At 63.2% G+C, this 17,251-nt stretch carries 15 protein-coding genes and 1 pseudogene; 8 read left to right on the top strand and 8 right to left on the bottom strand.

The window, feature by feature from the left end:
- Positions 1 to 6 precede the first annotated feature (6 nt).
- The 7 genes and pseudogenes from UCMB321_RS05405 to UCMB321_RS05435 all read left to right on the top strand — a co-directional run bounded on the left by UCMB321_RS05405 (position 7) and on the right by UCMB321_RS05435 (position 6,024).
- The gene (locus tag UCMB321_RS05405; protein ID WP_040064468.1) at positions 7 to 1,104 is read left to right on the top strand and encodes an amino acid ABC transporter permease; all 1,098 of its coding nucleotides are present in this window, start codon (positions 7 to 9) and stop codon (positions 1,102 to 1,104) included.
- A gap of 10 nt (positions 1,105 to 1,114) precedes the next feature.
- Positions 1,115 to 1,879, top strand: coding sequence for an amino acid ABC transporter ATP-binding protein (locus UCMB321_RS05410; RefSeq protein WP_040064469.1), 765 nt, complete (start codon positions 1,115 to 1,117; stop codon positions 1,877 to 1,879).
- A 186-nt stretch (positions 1,880 to 2,065) separates the two neighbouring features.
- Positions 2,066 to 2,725: a FadR/GntR family transcriptional regulator gene (locus UCMB321_RS05415; protein ID WP_040064470.1), complete on the top strand. Its 660-nt coding sequence runs from the start codon at positions 2,066 to 2,068 to the stop codon at positions 2,723 to 2,725.
- Positions 2,715 to 4,023, top strand: a pseudogene (locus UCMB321_RS05420) (CynX/NimT family MFS transporter). The gene UCMB321_RS05415 and the pseudogene UCMB321_RS05420 overlap by 11 nt, the downstream one beginning before the upstream one ends.
- 102 nt (positions 4,024 to 4,125) lie before the next feature.
- Positions 4,126 to 4,596 (top strand): nuclear transport factor 2 family protein, encoded by a 471-nt coding sequence (locus UCMB321_RS05425; RefSeq protein WP_040064471.1) that lies wholly within the window; start codon positions 4,126 to 4,128, stop codon positions 4,594 to 4,596.
- Between the two features lie 46 nt (positions 4,597 to 4,642).
- Positions 4,643 to 4,963, top strand: coding sequence for a GIY-YIG nuclease family protein (locus tag UCMB321_RS05430; protein WP_040064472.1), 321 nt, complete (start codon positions 4,643 to 4,645; stop codon positions 4,961 to 4,963).
- A 125-nt stretch (positions 4,964 to 5,088) separates the two neighbouring features.
- Entirely contained in the window at positions 5,089 to 6,024 is a 936-nt protein-coding gene (locus UCMB321_RS05435) for a glutathione S-transferase family protein (protein ID WP_040064473.1), read from the top strand.
- A gap of 124 nt (positions 6,025 to 6,148) precedes the next feature.
- On the opposite strand, the gene UCMB321_RS05440 is transcribed toward UCMB321_RS05435, so the two are convergent.
- A complete protein-coding gene (locus tag UCMB321_RS05440) occupies positions 6,149 to 6,499 on the bottom strand; it encodes a glutaredoxin family protein (RefSeq protein WP_040064474.1) in 351 nt (116 codons plus the stop codon).
- Between the two features lie 3 nt (positions 6,500 to 6,502).
- Positions 6,503 to 7,510 (bottom strand): nucleoid-associated protein YejK, encoded by a 1,008-nt coding sequence (yejK, locus tag UCMB321_RS05445; protein ID WP_040064475.1) that lies wholly within the window; start codon positions 7,508 to 7,510, stop codon positions 6,503 to 6,505.
- 389 nt (positions 7,511 to 7,899) lie between these two features.
- Here yejK and UCMB321_RS05450 point away from each other — a divergent pair, with 389 nt between their 5' ends.
- Positions 7,900 to 8,181 (top strand): HU family DNA-binding protein, encoded by a 282-nt coding sequence (locus UCMB321_RS05450; protein WP_040064476.1) that lies wholly within the window; start codon positions 7,900 to 7,902, stop codon positions 8,179 to 8,181.
- A 69-nt stretch (positions 8,182 to 8,250) separates the two neighbouring features.
- Here UCMB321_RS05450 and UCMB321_RS05455 read toward each other — a convergent pair whose 3' ends face one another.
- From UCMB321_RS05455 to UCMB321_RS05480, 6 genes are all read right to left on the bottom strand, one after another.
- Positions 8,251 to 9,888: a membrane-targeted effector domain-containing toxin gene (locus tag UCMB321_RS05455; protein WP_167337419.1), complete on the bottom strand. Its 1,638-nt coding sequence runs from the start codon at positions 9,886 to 9,888 to the stop codon at positions 8,251 to 8,253.
- Between the two features lie 536 nt (positions 9,889 to 10,424).
- Positions 10,425 to 11,462 (bottom strand): 23S rRNA (adenine(1618)-N(6))-methyltransferase RlmF, encoded by a 1,038-nt coding sequence (gene rlmF / locus UCMB321_RS05460; protein WP_040064478.1) that lies wholly within the window; start codon positions 11,460 to 11,462, stop codon positions 10,425 to 10,427.
- A gap of 297 nt (positions 11,463 to 11,759) precedes the next feature.
- On the bottom strand, positions 11,760 to 14,606 hold the full coding sequence (locus UCMB321_RS05465; protein WP_040064479.1) for a valine--tRNA ligase: 2,847 nt from the start codon (positions 14,604 to 14,606) through the stop codon (positions 11,760 to 11,762).
- A gap of 152 nt (positions 14,607 to 14,758) precedes the next feature.
- Positions 14,759 to 15,184 carry a hypothetical protein gene (locus UCMB321_RS05470; RefSeq protein WP_040064480.1) on the bottom strand — a complete coding sequence of 142 codons (426 nt, stop codon included), beginning with the start codon at positions 15,182 to 15,184 and terminating at the stop codon, positions 14,759 to 14,761.
- Between the two features lie 8 nt (positions 15,185 to 15,192).
- Positions 15,193 to 15,621 carry a DNA polymerase III subunit chi gene (locus UCMB321_RS05475; RefSeq protein WP_040064481.1) on the bottom strand — a complete coding sequence of 143 codons (429 nt, stop codon included), beginning with the start codon at positions 15,619 to 15,621 and terminating at the stop codon, positions 15,193 to 15,195.
- Between the two features lie 57 nt (positions 15,622 to 15,678).
- Positions 15,679 to 17,169 carry a leucyl aminopeptidase gene (locus tag UCMB321_RS05480; protein WP_040064482.1) on the bottom strand — a complete coding sequence of 497 codons (1,491 nt, stop codon included), beginning with the start codon at positions 17,167 to 17,169 and terminating at the stop codon, positions 15,679 to 15,681.
- Positions 17,170 to 17,251: the final 82 nt, after the last annotated feature.

The raw sequence follows: 17,251 nt of genomic DNA on the forward strand, positions 1-17,251 counted from the left end.
ACGCCCATGAGTTCGCATATTTTCAAACCCGACATGCCACCACCGAGCAACAGCATCGGCGCGGTGGCGTGGGTGCGGGCCAACATGTTCTCCAGCTGGCTCAACACGCTGCTGACCCTGTTCGCCTTCTACCTGATCTACCTGGTCATCCCGCCGCTGCTGCACTGGGCCTTCCTGGACGCCAACTGGGTCGGCACCACCCGCGCCGACTGCACCAAGAGCGGCGCCTGCTGGGTGTTCATCCAGCAGCGTTTCGGCCAGTTCATGTATGGCTACTACCCGCCCGAGCTGCGCTGGCGCGTGGACCTGACCGTGTGGCTGGCGGTACTCGGCGTGGCACCGTTGTTCATCCCGCGTGTCCCGCGCAAGGCGATCTACGCCCTGGGCTTCCTGGTGCTGTACCCGATCATCGCCTTCACCCTGTTGCGCGGCGGTTACCTGGGCCTGGCCAGCGTCGCCACCACCGAATGGGGCGGTCTGATGCTGACCCTGGTCATCGCCACCGTCGGTATCGCCGGGGCCTTGCCTTTGGGGATCATGCTGGCATTGGGGCGGCGTTCGAACATGCCGGCGGTGAAAGTGGTCTGCGTGACCTTCATCGAGTTCTGGCGCGGCGTGCCGTTGATCACCGTGCTGTTCATGTCCTCGGTGATGCTGCCGTTGTTCCTGCCTGAAGGCATGAACTTCGACAAGTTGCTGCGGGCGCTGATCGGGGTGATCCTGTTCCAGTCGGCCTATGTCGCCGAAGTGGTTCGCGGTGGCCTGCAGGCCATTCCCAAGGGCCAGTACGAAGCCTCTGCCGCCATGGGCCTGGGTTACTGGCGCTCGATGGGCCTGGTGATTCTGCCGCAAGCCTTGAAACTGGTAATCCCGGGGATCGTGAACACCCTGATTGCGCTGTTCAAGGACACGAGCCTGGTGATCATCATCGGCCTGTTCGACCTGCTCAACAGCGTCAAGCAAGCCGGCGCCGACCCGAAATGGCTGGGTATGGCCACCGAAGGCTACGTGTTCGCCGCCCTGGTGTTCTGGATTTTCTGTTTTGGTATGTCCCGCTATTCCATGCATTTGGAACGCAAGCTGGACACAGGCCACAAGCGTTAGGAGTTTTTTCATGAGTGAAGCTATCAAACAGCCTGTGGGTCCTGAAGGCATTATTCAGATGCAGGGTGTGAACAAGTGGTACGGCCAGTTCCACGTGTTGAAAGACATCAACCTGAACGTCAAGCAGGGCGAGCGTATCGTCCTCTGCGGCCCGTCGGGTTCGGGCAAGTCCACCACCATCCGCTGCCTCAACCGCCTGGAAGAGCACCAGCAGGGCCGCATCGTGGTCGATGGCGTGGAGCTGACCAACGACCTCAAGCAGATCGAAGCGATCCGTCGTGAAGTCGGCATGGTGTTCCAGCACTTCAACCTGTTCCCGCACCTGACCATCCTGCAGAACTGCACCCTGGCGCCGATGTGGGTACGCAATATGCCCAAGCGCGAGGCGGAAGAAATTGCCATGCACTACCTCAAGCGCGTGCGTATTCCGGAGCAGGCCCACAAGTTCCCGGGCCAGTTGTCCGGTGGTCAGCAGCAGCGTGTGGCGATTGCCCGTGCCTTGTGCATGAAGCCGAAAATCATGCTGTTCGACGAACCGACTTCGGCGCTCGACCCGGAAATGGTGAAAGAGGTTCTGGACACCATGATCGGCCTGGCCGAAGACGGCATGACCATGCTCTGCGTGACCCACGAAATGGGCTTCGCCCGCACCGTGGCCAACCGCGTGATCTTCATGGACAAGGGCGAAATCGTCGAACAGGCCGCGCCGAACGACTTCTTCGACAACCCGCAGAACGAGCGGACCAAGCTGTTCCTGAGCCAGATCCTGCATTGATCGGCAGGCGTTGAATGAAAAACCCGGACCTGGTCCGGGTTTTTTTTTGCCTGCGTCTTATCAATCAGGCGAGTGGTTGTTCGGCTTCTCCATCTCTTGTAGGAATCGTTGGTTCTTGAACACACAGTCAGGTTTGGAGTAACCTTTTGCCAATTCATCCTATGATTGGATGTTAGGGCGACCTCCATGTCTCAAAGTATTCCCCTCATCAAGCGCTCCCTGGTCGACCAGGCCCTGGAGCAATTGCGCGAACGCATCAGCCGTGGCACCTGGGCCGTGGGCGCGCGGCTGCCCACCGAGCCGGAGCTGGCCGCGGAGCTGGGCATCAGCCGCAATACCATGCGTGAAGCCCTGCGCGTGCTGGCGTTTTCCGGGTTGATCGAGATTCGCCAGGGCGACGGCAGCTACCTGCGGGCAACCATTGATCCGCTGGCGACCATGCAGGCGCTGTCGCGCTGTTCCCTCGAGCAGGCCCGCGAGACGCGGCACAGCTTCGAGGTCGAAGCCGTCGGCCTGGCGGCCCTGAGGCGTACCGAGGAGGACCTCAAGGGCTTGCGCGAGGCCCTCGATATCAGCGGCGACCACTATCACGGCGATCTCGACAACTACATCCGCTGCGACCTGGTGTTTCACCAGCGCCTGATCGACGCCGCGCACAACCCGATGCTCAGCGAGCTGTACCGCTACTTTTCCAGCGTGATCGCCAGTGCCCTGCGCCAGACCCTGGATATCTCCCCCCGTCGCCAATCGGTGTTCGACCTGCATGTCGCCCTGTTCGAAGCCGTGGAGCAACAGGACCCTGAACGCGCCAAGGCGCTGTGCCGGACCTTGATCAATGAACCTTGAAACCGAGCGTCCCATGTCCCGTGCTGCTGTAGAAACCCGTACTCCCCCTCGGTCTGCCGAACTCGACCGGCTGTTGATCGACGCCGAGGCCGATGACGACCTGGTCCAGCACAGCCAGCCGGTGCTGCGCCGTCCCTGGCTGTTGCTGCTGGGCCTGGTGCTGGTGGCGCTGAACCTGCGCCCGGCGTTGTCGAGCATGGCGCCATTGCTCGGCGAGGTGTCCCGCAGCCTGGGCCTGTCGGCGGCCAAGGCCGGCCTGTTGACCACCTTGCCGGTGCTTTGCCTCGGCCTTGCGGCGCCCCTGGCACCGTTGCTGGCCCGGCGTTTCGGCAGCGAGCGGGTGGTGCTGGGGATTCTGCTGACCCTGGCGGGCGGGATCATCCTACGCAGTTCGCTGGGCGAGTTCGGCCTGTTTGCCGGCAGTGTGCTGGCCGGTGCGAGCATCGGGGTGATCGGCGTGCTGTTGCCCGGCATCGTCAAGCGTGACTTCTCGCGGCAGGCCGGAACCATGACCGGCGTCTACACCATGGCCCTGTGCCTGGGCGCGGCCCTGGCGGCGGGAGCCACGGTGCCGCTGAGCCAGCACTTTGGCGAGAGCTGGTCGCTCGGCCTGGGCTTCTGGGTGTTGCCCGCGCTGGTGGCGGGGATTTTCTGGTTGCCGCAGGTGGGGCACAAGCACGGCGCCCACCACGTGGCCTACCGGGTGCGCGGTTTGCTGCGCGATCCGCTGGCCTGGCAGGTCACCCTGTACATGGGCCTGCAATCGTCCCTGGCCTATATCGTCTTCGGCTGGCTGCCCTCGGTGCTGATTGGGCGTGGCCTGAGCGCCACCCAGGCGGGGATCGTGCTGTCCGGCTCGATCCTGGTGCAACTGGCCAGCTCACTGGCGGCACCCTGGCTGGCGACGCGGGGCAAGGATCAACGGCTGGCGATTGTCGTGGTGATGGCGCTGACCCTGGGCGGCCTGTTCGGTTGCCTGTATGCACCGCTGGAAGGGCTCTGGGGCTGGGCGATCCTGCTCGGCCTGGGGCAGGGCGGCACGTTCAGCCTGGCGCTGACCCTGATCGTGTTGCGCTCGCGCGATGCCCATGTGGCGGCGAACCTGTCGAGCATGGCCCAGGGCATCGGTTACACCCTGGCCTCCATGGGGCCGCTCGCGGTCGGGCTGGTGCATGACTTCACCGGTGGCTGGGGGGGCACTGGGCTGGATCTTCGGCGTGATCGGTCTCGGCGCCATCGTCGCCGGGCTCGGTGCCGGTCGGGCGCGTTATGTGCAAGTCACCAGCGAAAAACTCTGAATCGCCCCGCACTTCCGGTATTCGGATCGCGAATGCCGATAGTCAGCCGCGTATTTGCAGACTATCGTGCAGGCGATTCCTTTACCTGCACGGAGCCTGTTCATGAGTGATGCCAACAACGCGTTGATTACTGAGTTCTATAAAGCGTTCCAGCGGCTGGATGCCGAGGCCATGAGTGCCTGCTACACCGAGGATGTGCTGTTCAGTGATCCGGCGTTCGGCGAACTGCGGGGCCGTGATGCCGGCGATATGTGGCGCATGCTGACCACCCGGGCCAAGGACTTCTCCCTGACTTTCGACAATGTCCGGGCCGACGAACGCAGCGGTGGTGCCCATTGGGTCGCGACCTACCTGTTCAGCCAGACCGGCAATACCGTGGTCAACGATATCCAGGCGCGCTTCGTGTTTCGCGACGGCAAGATCTGTGAGCACCATGACCAGTTCGACCTCTGGCGCTGGGCGCGTCAGGCGCTGGGAACCAAGGGGCTGCTGCTGGGCTGGACGCCGTTGGTCAAAAACGCTGTTCGTGCCCAGGCATTGAAAGGTTTGAAGGCATTCCAGGCGAGCCGCTAGGTTCTGCTAAGATCGCCGCCCCGTTACCGATCAAGCCCTTTGCCACGTGAACATCAGCGAAACGCTCAGTGCCGAGACGCCACCTACGGTCAAACCCTGGTTTGTTTATCTGGTGCGTGCCGCCAACGGTTCGCTGTATTGCGGGATCAGCGACGACCCGCAACGGCGTTTTGCCTCGCACCAGAGCGGCAAGGGCGCGCGCTTCTTCCACTCCAGCCCGGCGGTGGCGCTGGTGTATGTGGAGGCGTGCCGCGACAAGGGCGACGCCCTGCGCCAGGAGCGCCTGATCAAGAAATTGCGCAAGAGTGCCAAGGAAACCCTGGCGGCGGGGTTCAGCCTGGAGGCCTTTACGGCGGCGCAGGGATGACCCGGGACGCTTTTCGACGCACTTGCAATTGATGCCGTTGATAAGCCGACATCAGGCCGCTTGGGTAGGCCGCCCGCGATTTGCAGGCTAAGCTGGAGGCTCTTATCTGCCCGGCGGACCCCTGCATGTCTGAATTGATTCTGCATCATTACCCGACGTCTCCCTTTGCCGAAAAGGCCCGCTTGCTGCTGGGCTTCAAGGGGTTGTCCTGGCGCTCGGTGAACATCTCGCCGGTGATGCCAAAACCCGACCTGACCGCTCTGACCGGTGGCTATCGGAAAACCCCGGTGCTGCAGGTCGGCGCCGATGTCTACTGTGACACGGCCTTGATCGCCCGGCGCCTGGAGCAGGAAAAGGTGATGCCGAGCCTGTTCCCCGAAGGCCGGGAAATGGTCGCGGCGACCTTTGCCGCCTGGGCCGACTCGGTGGTGTTCGCCCACGCGGTCAGCCTGGTGTTCCAGCCCGAGTCGGCGGCGCTGCGTTTTGCGCGGTTTTCCCCGGAGCAGCTCAAGGCTTTCATGGTCGACCGCGCCGGTCTGTTCAGCGGCGGCTCGAGCGCACGCGTCCCGCTGGAGCAGGCCAAGCACCAGTGGCCGGTGTTCATGGCGCGGCTGGAGCAGCAACTGCAGCGCGAGGAGGGCGACTTCCTGTTCGGTGAGCCATCCATTGCCGATATCGCCATGGCGCATCCGCTGTGGTTCCTCAAGGCGACGCCGGTGACCGCGCCGCTGGTGGATGCCTATCCGGCGGTGGTCGCCTGGCTCGCCCGGGTCATGGCGTTCGGGCATGGCGCGGCGAGTGAGATGAGCGCCGAACAGGCCTTGCAGGTGGCGCGCGAATCGACGCCGGCAGCGCTTCCCGGCGAGCGCTTCGACGAGCCGAACGGTTTTGTGGCCGGCCAGCCGGTGATCATCGCCGCGACTGACTACGGGGTCGATCCGGTGGCGGGCGAGTTGGTGTTTGCCGGTAGCGAAGAGCTGATCGTGCGTCGTGAGGATGAGCGTGCGGGTGTGGTGCATGTGCACTTCCCACGGCTCGGTTTCAGGATCGAAGCGCAGTAAGAAAAAACACCGCGAACTCTGTAGGAGCCGGCTTGCCGGCGATGGCGGCCGAAAGATCGACGCAAGACTCACCGGCCTCATCGCCAGCAAGCCGGCTCCTACAATAGTCCGTGTGCGGCGGTGGTTATTTCAGCGCGGCCAGAATAGCTTCTGGCTCATAGCTGCGAATCAAGGTGCCGTTCACGTCCAGGATCGGGATCCCGCCGCCGCCCAGGGCCTGATAGGCCTTGCGCGCCTCGGCGTCTTTCTCGATATCGAATTCCCGGTAGGGAATGCCTTTCTGGTCGAGAAAGCGCCGGGTCTGCTTGCAGTAGCCGCACCAGTCGGTGGCATAGAGCACCACCCGGGCCCTGGCCCGGGTCTGCTCGGAGACGACCTGGCCCGGATTGAACACCCGCTCGATCTTGCCCCAGTTCTGATAGACCACCACCACCAGCAGGATCAGCAGGACCTTCCTCAACATGCCTGTGAGCATGGCTCAGTCCTTGCGCCGCTTGAGCTGATCGGTCAACTGGGTCGGCAGGCCCTTGATGATCAGGGTGCCGGCTTCTTCGTCATACTCGATCTTCGAACCCAGCAAGTGCGCCTCGAAGCTGATGGACAGGCCTTCGGCGCGGCCGGTGAAACGGCGGAACTGGTTCAGGGTACGTTTATCGGCCGGGATCTCCGGCGACAGGCCGTAGTCCTTGTTGCGGATATGTTCGTAGAAGGCCCGTGGACGATCCTCGTCAATCAGCCCGGAGAGCTCTTCCAGACCCATGGGCTCGCCCATTTTCGCCTGGCTGCTGGCGTAGTCCACCAGGGTCTTGGTCTTTTCCCGGGCATCGTCCTCGGGCAGGTCTTCGCTTTCCACGAAGTCGCTGAAGGCCTTGAGCAGGGTGCGGGTCTCGCCCGGACCGTCGACGCCCTCCTGGCAGCCGATGAAGTCGCGGAAATACTCCGAAACCTTTTTGCCGTTCTTGCCTTTGATAAAGGAAATGTACTGTTTGGACTGCTTGTTGTTCTGCCACTCGGAGACGTTGATCCGGGCCGCCAGGTGCAACTGGCCCAGGTCCAGGTGACGCGACGGGGTCACGTCCAGCTCGGCGTTCACCGCCACGCCTTCGCTGTGGTGCAGCAGGGCGATCGCCAGGTAGTCGGTCATGCCTTGCTGGTAGTGGGCGAACAGCACATGGCCGCCCACCGAGAGGTTGGACTCCTCCATCAGCTTTTGCAGATGTTCGACGGCAATCCGGCTGAACGCGGTGAAGTCCTTGCCGCCGTCCAGGTATTCCTTCAGCCAGCCGCTGAACGGATGCGCGCCGGACTCGGCATGGAAGAAGCCCCAGGCTTTGCCCTGCTTGGCGTTGTAGTTCTCGTTGAGGTCGGCGAGCATGTGCTCGATGGCCTGGGACTCGGCCAGTTCGGAGTCACGGGCATGCAGGACCGCAGGGGTGCCGTCGGGCTTTTTGTCGATCAGGTGGACGATGCAATGACGGATCGGCATAGGTTTCTCGGCTGGTTTGTCAGGGGGAGGGCGGGCTCCCCGGAAAAGCGCCCAGTGTACCGCACCCGTGGGCTGAATCCGCCTTTGCACGGTCGTTCTGGCGGCATGAGCGGTTTCAGAGAGCTTTTTTTTCGAAAACGAGCGCGAAAGCTGACCAAATGGCTAGGTAGAGGCGGATATTTCCCCGTCTCTGTGCTAGTTTTGCCCGGTCTTGCGCTCGGTAACGGCGCAAAGCGTGCATTCAGCAGGTGTCACGCCGAACCAAACCCCGTTTCTGCTATCTACATCCGCGATCCGTCGTGGTTTGTCAGCGGGGGGCATAAGGCAGGCACGATGGCTGACACTGCACTCTGCAATCCAAATGAATTTGATAGGGAAGGAACATCTCAATGGCTATTACCAAAGACCAACTGATCGCCGATATCGCCGAAGCTATCGACGCGCCGAAAACCACCGCGCGTGCCGCTCTGGACCAACTGGCCCAGATCGTTGCTGATCAATTGGAAAACGGCGGCGAAATCACTCTGCCAGGCGTTGGCAAGCTGAAAGTGACCGAGCGTCCTGCCCGTACCGGCCGTAACCCGTCGACTGGCGCTGCCATCGAAATCCCTGCCAAGAAAGTGATCAAGCTGGTTGTGGCCAAGGTCCTGACCGACGCTGTGAACAAGTAAGATGCAGTGAAACCGTGCCTCGGAGCGATCCGGGCACGGTTTTTTTTCGCCTGTGCATTGTGCACCCGGCTACTCGGATACGTCTGTCATGCCCAGCCGGCTGAGCAGTGCCGCGCGCAACTCATCCAGTGTGCCGAATGCTTGCCCCTTCATCGCCGGCCATCGCTCGATTGCCAGGGCGAAGCCGTTGGTGCCGTGGGTGATCGGCGTTTCGACAATGATGCCGGTACTGGAGCGATGCTTCAGGTGCAGTTGACCGCCCGTCGTTGTATCGATGAAAAAATGGCCGGGCTCCATCAGGGGCGGTTCGAGCGTGGGGCTGACCACGGGCCTGTCAAGGGGCAGGACTGCCACCATGCCTCGTTGATTGATCAGCGCTGACGTCAGCTCGGAGAGGCTGCCAAAGCGTTCCGCGTGCAAGTCTTGCCACTGGCTGCGTACGAGATGGAAGTGATTGTCCTGGGTTTTGACAATAGGGCTGAGTAACGTTTTCTGGCCTTCCCGATGGACCAGTTGAAGGGAATGGTGTGTGAAGTGATCGTATATGAAGAAGTCGCCGTCCTTGCGCAAGGCGCTATAGGGCGGCACACCGGTATAGAGCACCAGGTCGGCTTTGACAAAGAATGGCCCATGACCCGCGCTGACACCGCCCCGCCCGCGATCCACGGCGATACTGATCGGGGCGCCGCCCTCGATATCCGCGATCCTGATCCCGGGAACACCCTGTAGCGCCGCGAGCCCTGGGATGCCCTGTCGGTCATGGGTGTGAGCGTCGCCAACCAGTGCGATCCATTTGCCGCCTTCCAGGTTGCTGGCGTCGGCCTTTATCACCAGGTCGGCGTAGTAGTTCATCAAGGACATGCGGTGGGCTGCACTGTAGCCCGTATTCATGTGATAGCTGGCAGCACAGTCGAGGGCCCGGATGCTGACACCCTGTGCCCGTGCCGTGATCACCAGATTGAGAAAGCTGTAAGTGCCCGAGGGGTCCGTCTTGTGCCCGAGGTCCTGGGTTTCAAGGTAGCGTTTCAGCGACTCCGGCATCGCTCCGGTGCGCTGATAGGTATCCAGTCCGAACTGTTCGAAATCGGTTCTCAGGTGTTCCAGGTACAGGGTTTTCACGCCTTGGCGAACCAGGGAAGCCATATTGTCGATCAGCAATTGCTTCGAGCCTATCCCGGCGTGAGCTTCACCCAGCACCAGGCCTTTGGAGTGCGAGTAGATCAGGGCGAATACCTGGTCGGCCGAGGTGGCGAGCATCAGCCCGGGGTCCAGCGGGGGGCGGGCGGGCAGTGTGACCTGGTTGAGGAACGACGTCGCTTCGCTGAGGAGCAGGTCCTGGCGCGCTGTGAATATGCGGTTGGCCTCTATGGTTCCAGCATTGCTCCACGGCCCCCTATAACCGCGTATCAAACCGCGCTTGTGTCCGCTGAGTAACGCCACATTGGCCCTGTGTGTGTCAGGAATCAGATAGCGTTCGACGGTTGCCTTGGTGCTTTCAGTGCTCCATTTCGCGGTCCCTGCCACTCGGTAGAGCGCGGGGCCGGATGGCCATAACTCTTTCCTGCGTTTTGCACGGAAGGCCCCGACACTCGCGTCATATTCGACCTGCACCACCCAGTCGGTGTGGCCCTCCAGTTCTACGAACCTTTGTTGCTGATACCGGCGCAATCCGTTGGCATCGGCCGCTGCCAGTTGGCGAGGTGCCACTCTTGCATAGAGCTGTAGCGCGTGTGGGCGAGTGTCCGGCGTGAGACTGGCCGACGCCGGGATATCCGTCACGCTGATCGAGGCGGCGGGGAGGTGAGGGGGGATGGGGGCGGGTGCGGTTTCGCCAGGTGCAGAGGGAGGGGCGTGACCCGGGATACGGATGCGGGTGGTGGGGCCAGGCAGGTTGCCTGGCTGCCTGGAAGGAGGTTCTCCATGGGGGCGAAGTTTGGCGGGTAAAGAGGGCGAGCTTGATGACCTGGGTGGCTTGGGTGACATGGTGTGCTGATCCTGGGGCAATCGTGGAAGAATATTCCCAGGGCCTTGCGAGAGGAGGCTGTCTGGTCCAGCCATGAGTGAAGAGGGTTTTCCCCTCGGCCAGCCCTGACGTTTATGTTCAGGGCTAGCTTCGATGATCGTTTACAGGTCGGATAGCCGCATAAATTGACTGCCTTCTGGTGTTTTTCGCCAGATGCCTATCGGATCGGGTAACGGGGTGTCGGCGAAACGGCAGCGCGCCAGGACGCCGCCGGGCAGGGTCATCCCTGGGCTTTCTGTGCCGCGCTCCAGTGCTGTTGCGCCCAGGCCTGTTGCTGGGCCTTGCTGTGGAACGTCCAGGCGACAAAGCGGCTCTGTTTCTGGCCCTGGGACATCTCCACCACCTTGCTCTCCAGGGCGCCGGCCTTCTTCAGCGCCGCTTCGATGGCCGGCAGGTTCGAGGCCTTCGATACCAGTGTGCTGAACCACAGCACCTGGTTCGACAACTGCGGGCTTTCGCTGATCAGTTGGGTCACGAACCGCGCTTCGCCCCCTTCACACCACAATTCCGCCGCCTGGCCGCCGAAGTTCAGCACGGGCAGTTTGCGCTTGGGATCGGCCTTGCCCAGGGCGCGCCATTTGCGTCGGCTGCCGCTTTGGGCTTCGTCCAGGGAGGCGTGAAACGGCGGGTTGCACATGGTCAGGTCGAAACGCTCGGTGCTTTCCAGCAGACCGCTGAGGATGTGCTTCGGATTGCCTTGCAGGCGCAGGCCGATGGCCTTGTTCAGGCCGTTGGACTGGACGATGGCCTTGGCGGCGGCCAGCGCCGTGGCGTTGATGTCCGAGCCGAGAAACTGCCAGCGGTAGTCGCTATGGCCGATCAGCGGGTAGATGCAGTTGGCGCCGACGCCGATATCCAGCACGCGCACGGCGGCGCCGCGGGGGATCACGCCTTCGTTGCCTTCGGCCAACAGGTCGGCGAGGAAATGCACATAGTCGGCCCGGCCTGGCACCGGCGGGCAGAGGAAGTCCGTCGGGATGTCCCAGTGGGCGATGCCGTAGAAGGCCTTGAGCAGGGCGCGGTTGAACACCCGCACGGCGGTCGGGTCGGCGAAGTCGATGCTTTCCTTGCCATAGGGGTTGAGGATCACGAAGCGGCCCAGTTCGGGGCAGCCCTTGATCAACTGGGGGAAGTCGTAGCGGCCCTGATGACGGTTGCGCGGGTGCAGGCTGGCTTTTTCGCGGGGCTCGACGGCCTTGGCCGGAGTGGCGGGCTTGGGCTTCTTGCGCGGGGCTTTGGGTTTGTTCGGAGCGGTCATGGGCAGGGTCGATTCGGGTAGGGCTTGGAATGGCGGGCATTGTCCCATATTCACCGGTGCTGACGCGCACCGCATTGTGCCGAGCGCAGTCCGCTGCCTTGAGAACGACATGCCCCTTGTAGGAGCCGGCTTGCCGGGACGCCGCACCGCGGCGATGGCGTCCGCAGGGGCGATGCAAGGCTCACGGGCCTCATCGCCGGCAAGCCGGCTCCTACAGGGGGTGTGGTGTTTTCAAGGATGCGGCAGGCATGAAAAAGGGAGGCCCGAGGGCCTCCCTTTTTCAGTCAAGCGTCAGTCTTACAGACTGGCGATCCGCGCATGCTGCTCGGCCAGCTTACCCAGGGCCTGTTCGGCCTCGGCCAGCTTGGCGCGTTCCTTCTCGATGACTTCGGCCGGGGCCTTGTCGACGAACGCGGCATTCGACAGCTTGCCGCCGACCCGCTGCACTTCGCCCTGCAGGCGCTGGATTTCCTTGTCCAGGCGCGCCAGTTCGGCACCCTTGTCGATCAGGCCGGCCATTGGCACCAGCACTTCCATCTCGCCCACCAAAGCGGTAGCGGACAGCGGCGCTTCGTCGCCGGCAGCCAGCACGGTGATCGATTCGAGCTTGGCGAGCTTTTTCAGCAGTTGCTCGTTCTCGCTCAGGCGCCGCTGGTCCTGGGCGTTGACGTTCTTCAGGAACAACGCCAGTGGCTTGCCCGGGCCGATGTTCATCTCGGCGCGGATGTTGCGCACGCCCAGCATCAGGCCCTTGAGCCATTCGATGTCGTCTTCGGCGCTCTGGTCGATCCGCGCTTCGTTCGCCACCGGCCAGGGTTGCAGCATGATGGTCTTGCCCTCGGCACCCACCAGCGGCGCCAGGCGCTGCCAGATTTCCTCGGTGATGAACGGCATGAACGGATGCGCCAGGCGCAGGGCCACTTCCAGCACGCGCACCAGGGTGCGGCGGGTGCCGCGCTGGCGTTCGACCGGCGCGTTCTCGTCCCACAGCACCGGCTTGGACAGTTCCAGGTACCAGTCGCAATACTGGTTCCAGATGAACTCGTACAAGGCCTGGGCGGCCAGGTCGAAACGGAACTGGTCGAGCTGGCGGGTCACTTCGGCTTCGGTACGCTGCAACTGCGAGATGATCCAGCGATCGGCCAGGGACAGCTCAAAGGCTTCGCCGTTCTGGCCGCAGTCTTCGCCCTTGTCCAGCACGTAGCGCGCGGCGTTCCAGATCTTGTTGCAGAAGTTGCGGTAGCCTTCGACTCGGCCCATGTCGAACTTGATGTCGCGACCGGTGGAGGCCAGCGAACAGAAAGTGAAGCGCAGGGCGTCGGTGCCGTAGCTGGCGATGCCTTCGGCGAACTCGACGCGGGTCTGCTTCTCGATGGCTTTCTGCAACTTGGGTTGCATCAGGCCGGTGGTGCGTTTCTCCACCAGGGCTTCGAGCTCGATGCCGTCGATGATATCCAGCGGGTCGAGGACGTTGCCCTTGGACTTGGACATCTTCTGGCCCTGGCCGTCACGCACCAGGCCGTGGACGTAGACGGTCTTGAACGGTACTTGCGCCGTGCCGTCCGCGTTCTTCACCAGGTGCATGGTCAGCATGATCATCCGGGCGACCCAGAAGAAAATGATGTCGAAACCGGTCACCAGCACGTCGGTGGGGTGGAAGGTCTTGAGGAAGTCGGTCTGCTCCGGCCAGCCCAGGGTGGAGAAGGTCCACAGGCCCGAACTGAACCAGGTGTCGAGGACGTCGTTGTCCTGTTGCAGCGCAACGTCCGGCCCCAGGTTGTGCTTGGCGCGCACTTCGGCTTCGTCGCGACCGACATAGACCTTGCCCGACTCGTCGTACCAGGCCGGAATCCGGTGGCCCCACCACAGCTGGCGGCTGATGCACCAGTCCTGGATATCGCGCATCCAGGAGAAGTACATGTTTTCGTACTGCTTGGGCACGAAGGCGATGCGGCCGTCTTCCACGGCGGCAATGGCCGGTTCGGCCAGCGGCTTGGTGGAGACATACCACTGGTCGGTCAGCCATGGCTCGATGACGGTGCCGGAGCGGTCGCCTTTCGGCACTTTCAGGGCATGATCGTCGACGCTGACCAGCAGGCCGGCCGCTTCGAACGCGGCAACGATTTCCTTGCGGGCCTGGAAACGGTTGAGGCCGGCGTATTCGGCGGGCAGTGTGCCGTCGATCGCTTCGTTGACGCTGCCGTCGAGGTTGAATACCTGGGCCGCCGCCAGCACCTCGGCGTTCTTGTCGAAGATGTTCAGCAGCGGCAGGTTGTGGCGCTTGCCGACTTCGTAGTCGTTGAAATCGTGGGCCGGGGTGATCTTCACGCAGCCGGTGCCGAATTCAGGGTCGCAGTAGTCGTCGGCGATGATCGGGATGCGGCGGCCGACCAGTGGCAGCTCGACAAATTTGCCAATCAGGGCTTTGTAGCGCTCGTCGTTCGGGTTAACGGCCACGGCGGCGTCGCCGAGCATGGTTTCCGGACGGGTGGTGGCGACGATCAGGTGGTCCAGGCCTTCGGCGGTCTTGGCACCGTCAGCCAGCGGGTAGCGCAGGTTCCACAGGAAGCCTTTCTCGTCGTGGTTTTCCACTTCAAGGTCGGAAATCGCCGTGTGCAGCTTGGTGTCCCAGTTGACCAGGCGCTTGCCGCGATAGATCAGGCCGTCCTCGTGCAGGCGCACGAAGGCTTCCTTCACCGCTTCCGACAGGCCGTCGTCCATGGTGAAGCGCTCGCGGCTCCAGTCCACGGACGAGCCCAGGCGACGGATCTGCCGGCTGATATTGCCGCCGGACTGATCCTTCCATTCCCAGACCTTTTCGAGGAATTTCTCGCGGCCCAGGTCGTGGCGGCTCTGGCCCTGGGCTTCGAGTTGGCGCTCCACCAGCATCTGGGTGGCGATCCCGGCGTGGTCGGTGCCCGGCTGCCACAGGGTGTTGCGACCCTGCATGCGGCGGAAACGGATCAGGGCGTCCATGATCGCGTTGTTGAAACCGTGGCCCATGTGCAGGCTGCCGGTGACGTTCGGCGGCGGGATCATGATGGTGTAGGAGTCGCCGGCGCCTTGCGGGGCGAAATAATTCTCGGACTCCCAGGTCTGGTACCAGGAAGTTTCAATGGCGTGCGGCTGGTAGGTCTTATCCATGCGCGGCGGGACCCTTAGGCATTAATTCAGGAAAGCCGGCAAGTATAACGGGGATATGGCGCGGGGCGTAGAGCGAGGTGAACGCTCGTGGCACAAATATGCCCGCCGGCGCCAGCGGGTAGGCCCTGCTTCTACAAGGAGGGCGGGTTATTTCAGGAGGGGTACTGGCTCAGCAGGCGTTCCAGGCGGGCGTCCAGGCGGCGCTTGATCTCGGTCTCGATATGCGGGGCGAAGTCATCGATCACGTCCTGCATGATCAATTGCGCGGCGGCACGCAGTTCGCTGTCCAGGTGCAGCAAGGCGTCCTGGCCCTTGTTCCTGGGCGGCTCCGCAGCGACGGCGCTCACGGGGGCGGGTGTTGGTACAGGTGCCGGTTCAGGCTCGGCAACAGCCTCGGGCTGCACCTTGACCTTGGCCTTGTTGCCCACCATGTCGAACAACAGGGGGATCTGCCCTTCGCTGGCGACGGTTTCGGTCAGCAGCGGCGGTTGCAGGGTGTCGTCGCCCAGCAGCTTGCGGATCGATTCGAGCTCGTCCAGCAGGGGCGCGGCTTTTTGTGGTTGTTTTGGAGTGTCCATCGGGGTGCTCAAAGTCGCTGTAGACGGTGATCTTGCAGAGGATAGCCCTGTTCGCGGTAGAAGCGGAAACTGTCCCGCGCCGCTTGGCGAATCACCGGGTCTTCCACCACCACTTCCGCCACGCGGGCAAAGCGCGAGGCAAAGGGTGGTACCTTCATGTCGAGGTTCACCAGCAGGTCCTGGTGAGTGCCCGGATTTTCGCCCAGCCCCAGCACCACGCAGCCTTCCGGCTCGCTTTCCGCCGGGCCGTGGGGCACGAAACTTTCACCCTTGAACCGCCACAGGCGCGCGTCCAGCTCATCGCGCTGGGCGCTGTCGCTGCAATGCAGGTAGACCTTGTGCCCCAGGCGCCAGGCTTTTTCGGTCAGCTTGCAGGCAAAGTCCAGGCGTGCCGAAGGATCCGCGCTGGGAAGGATATAGAAGTCGACTTGGGTCATAGGGATTTCCGGATTCCGGGCGGCGTCATTGGCGCACGCCGCCCGGCAGGCTCAGGGTCAGGCCTTGGCGCGGTCCAGCAGGTACTGGGTCAGCAGGGGGACCGGACGGCCGGTGGCGCCCTTGTCCTTGCCGCCACTGGTCCAGGCGGTGCCGGCGATGTCCAGGTGCGCCCAGTTGAACTGCTTGGCGAAGCGCGACAGGAAGCACGCCGCGGTGATGGTGCCGGCCTTCGGCCCGCCGATGTTGGCCATGTCGGCGAACGGGCTGTCCAGCTGTTCCTGGTATTCATCGAACAGCGGCAGTTGCCAGGCACGGTCGTCGGCTTGCCGGCCGGCGCTCAGCAGTTGCTCGATCAGTTCGTCGTTGTTGCCCAGCAGGCCCGAAGTGTGGGCGCCGAGGGCCACCACGCAGGCACCGGTCAGGGTGGCGATATCGATCACCGCCTGGGGCTTGAAGCGTTCGGCGTAGGTCAGGGCATCGCACAGCACCAGGCGGCCTTCGGCGTCGGTGTTGAGGATTTCCACGGTCTGGCCGCTGAGGGTGGTGACGATGTCGCCCGGACGGCTCGCGCCGCCGCTCGGCATGTTCTCGGCACAGGCCAGGATGCACACCAGGTTGATCGGCAGTTGCAGGGCGAGCACGGCGTGCAGGGTGCCGAACACGCTGGCGGAACCGCCCATGTCGTACTTCATCTCGTCCATGCCCGCGCCCGGCTTGAGGCTGATGCCACCGGTGTCGAAGGTGATGCCCTTGCCGACCAGGGCGTACGGCTTCTCGGATTTCTTGCCACCGTTGTACTGCATGACGATCAGGCGGGGCGGCTGGTCGCTGCCCTGGCCCACGGCGTAGAACGAGCCCATGCCCATTTCCTTGATCTTCTTCTCGTCAAAGATCTCGACCTTCAGGCCCTTGTTCGCCTTGCCGAGGTTCTTCGCCTGTTCGGCGAGGTAGCTCGGGTGGCAGATGTTCGGTGGCAGGTTGCCCAGGTCGCGGGTGAAAGCCATGCCGCCGGCGATGGCGCGGGCGTGGCTGATGGCGCGTTCGACTTCGGCTTGCGCGGCCTTGATGGTCACCAGGGTGATTTTCTTCAGGGCGCGGGGTTCGGACTTCTGGCTCTTGAACTGCTCGAAGCTGTATTCACCGTCCAGCAGGCTTTCGGCCAGCAGGCGGGTCTTGCCGTAGCTGTCGCGGCCCTTGACCACCAGGTCGTCAAGAGCGAGCACGGCATCGCTGCCGCCCAGGCCCTTGAGGGTGGCGAGGATCGCGGCAACGGCCTTGCGGAACGGGCGGTCGCCGAGTTCGGCGTCCTTGCCCACGCCCACCAGCAGCACGCGCTCGGCCTTGAGGTTGGGCAGGCTGTGCAGCAGCAGGGTCTGGCCGACCTTGCCGGCCAGGTCGCCGCGCTTGAGGAGGGCGCTGATGGCGCCACCGCTGAGTTCATCGACTTTGCTGGCGGTCGCGCCGAGTGTGCGGCTTTCGCCGACGGCGAGTACCAGGGTGGCGGTTTTCAACGTTTCTGGGCTGACGCTTTTTACAACCAGTTCCATGTCCGGGTCTCTGAATATAGGTCAAAGGGCGCAGAGACGGCTCTGCGCCGGAGCAGGGCGACGCAATGGCGTGGCCTTCGGC

This window comes from Pseudomonas batumici, assembly GCF_000820515.1.
In the GTDB taxonomy this organism is placed as follows: domain Bacteria; phylum Pseudomonadota; class Gammaproteobacteria; order Pseudomonadales; family Pseudomonadaceae; genus Aquipseudomonas; species Aquipseudomonas batumici.

Coding starts and splice junctions, on each gene's coding strand:
- UCMB321_RS05435 (WP_040064473.1), top strand. CDS start 5,089: ATGTCTGAATTGATTCTGCATCATTACCCGACGTCTCCCTTTGCCGAA.
- rlmF (WP_040064478.1), bottom strand. CDS start 11,462: ATGACCGCTCCGAACAAACCCAAAGCCCCGCGCAAGAAGCCCAAGCCC.
- UCMB321_RS05465 (WP_040064479.1), bottom strand. CDS start 14,606: ATGGATAAGACCTACCAGCCGCACGCCATTGAAACTTCCTGGTACCAG.
- UCMB321_RS05475 (WP_040064481.1), bottom strand. CDS start 15,621: ATGACCCAAGTCGACTTCTATATCCTTCCCAGCGCGGATCCTTCGGCA.
- yejK (WP_040064475.1), bottom strand. CDS start 7,510: ATGCCGATCCGTCATTGCATCGTCCACCTGATCGACAAAAAGCCCGAC.
- UCMB321_RS05425 (WP_040064471.1), top strand. CDS start 4,126: ATGAGTGATGCCAACAACGCGTTGATTACTGAGTTCTATAAAGCGTTC.
- UCMB321_RS05470 (WP_040064480.1), bottom strand. CDS start 15,184: ATGGACACTCCAAAACAACCACAAAAAGCCGCGCCCCTGCTGGACGAG.
- UCMB321_RS05410 (WP_040064469.1), top strand. CDS start 1,115: ATGAGTGAAGCTATCAAACAGCCTGTGGGTCCTGAAGGCATTATTCAG.
- UCMB321_RS05450 (WP_040064476.1), top strand. CDS start 7,900: ATGGCTATTACCAAAGACCAACTGATCGCCGATATCGCCGAAGCTATC.
- UCMB321_RS05440 (WP_040064474.1), bottom strand. CDS start 6,499: ATGCTCACAGGCATGTTGAGGAAGGTCCTGCTGATCCTGCTGGTGGTG.
- UCMB321_RS05415 (WP_040064470.1), top strand. CDS start 2,066: ATGTCTCAAAGTATTCCCCTCATCAAGCGCTCCCTGGTCGACCAGGCC.
- UCMB321_RS05480 (WP_040064482.1), bottom strand. CDS start 17,169: ATGGAACTGGTTGTAAAAAGCGTCAGCCCAGAAACGTTGAAAACCGCC.
- UCMB321_RS05405 (WP_040064468.1), top strand. CDS start 7: ATGAGTTCGCATATTTTCAAACCCGACATGCCACCACCGAGCAACAGC.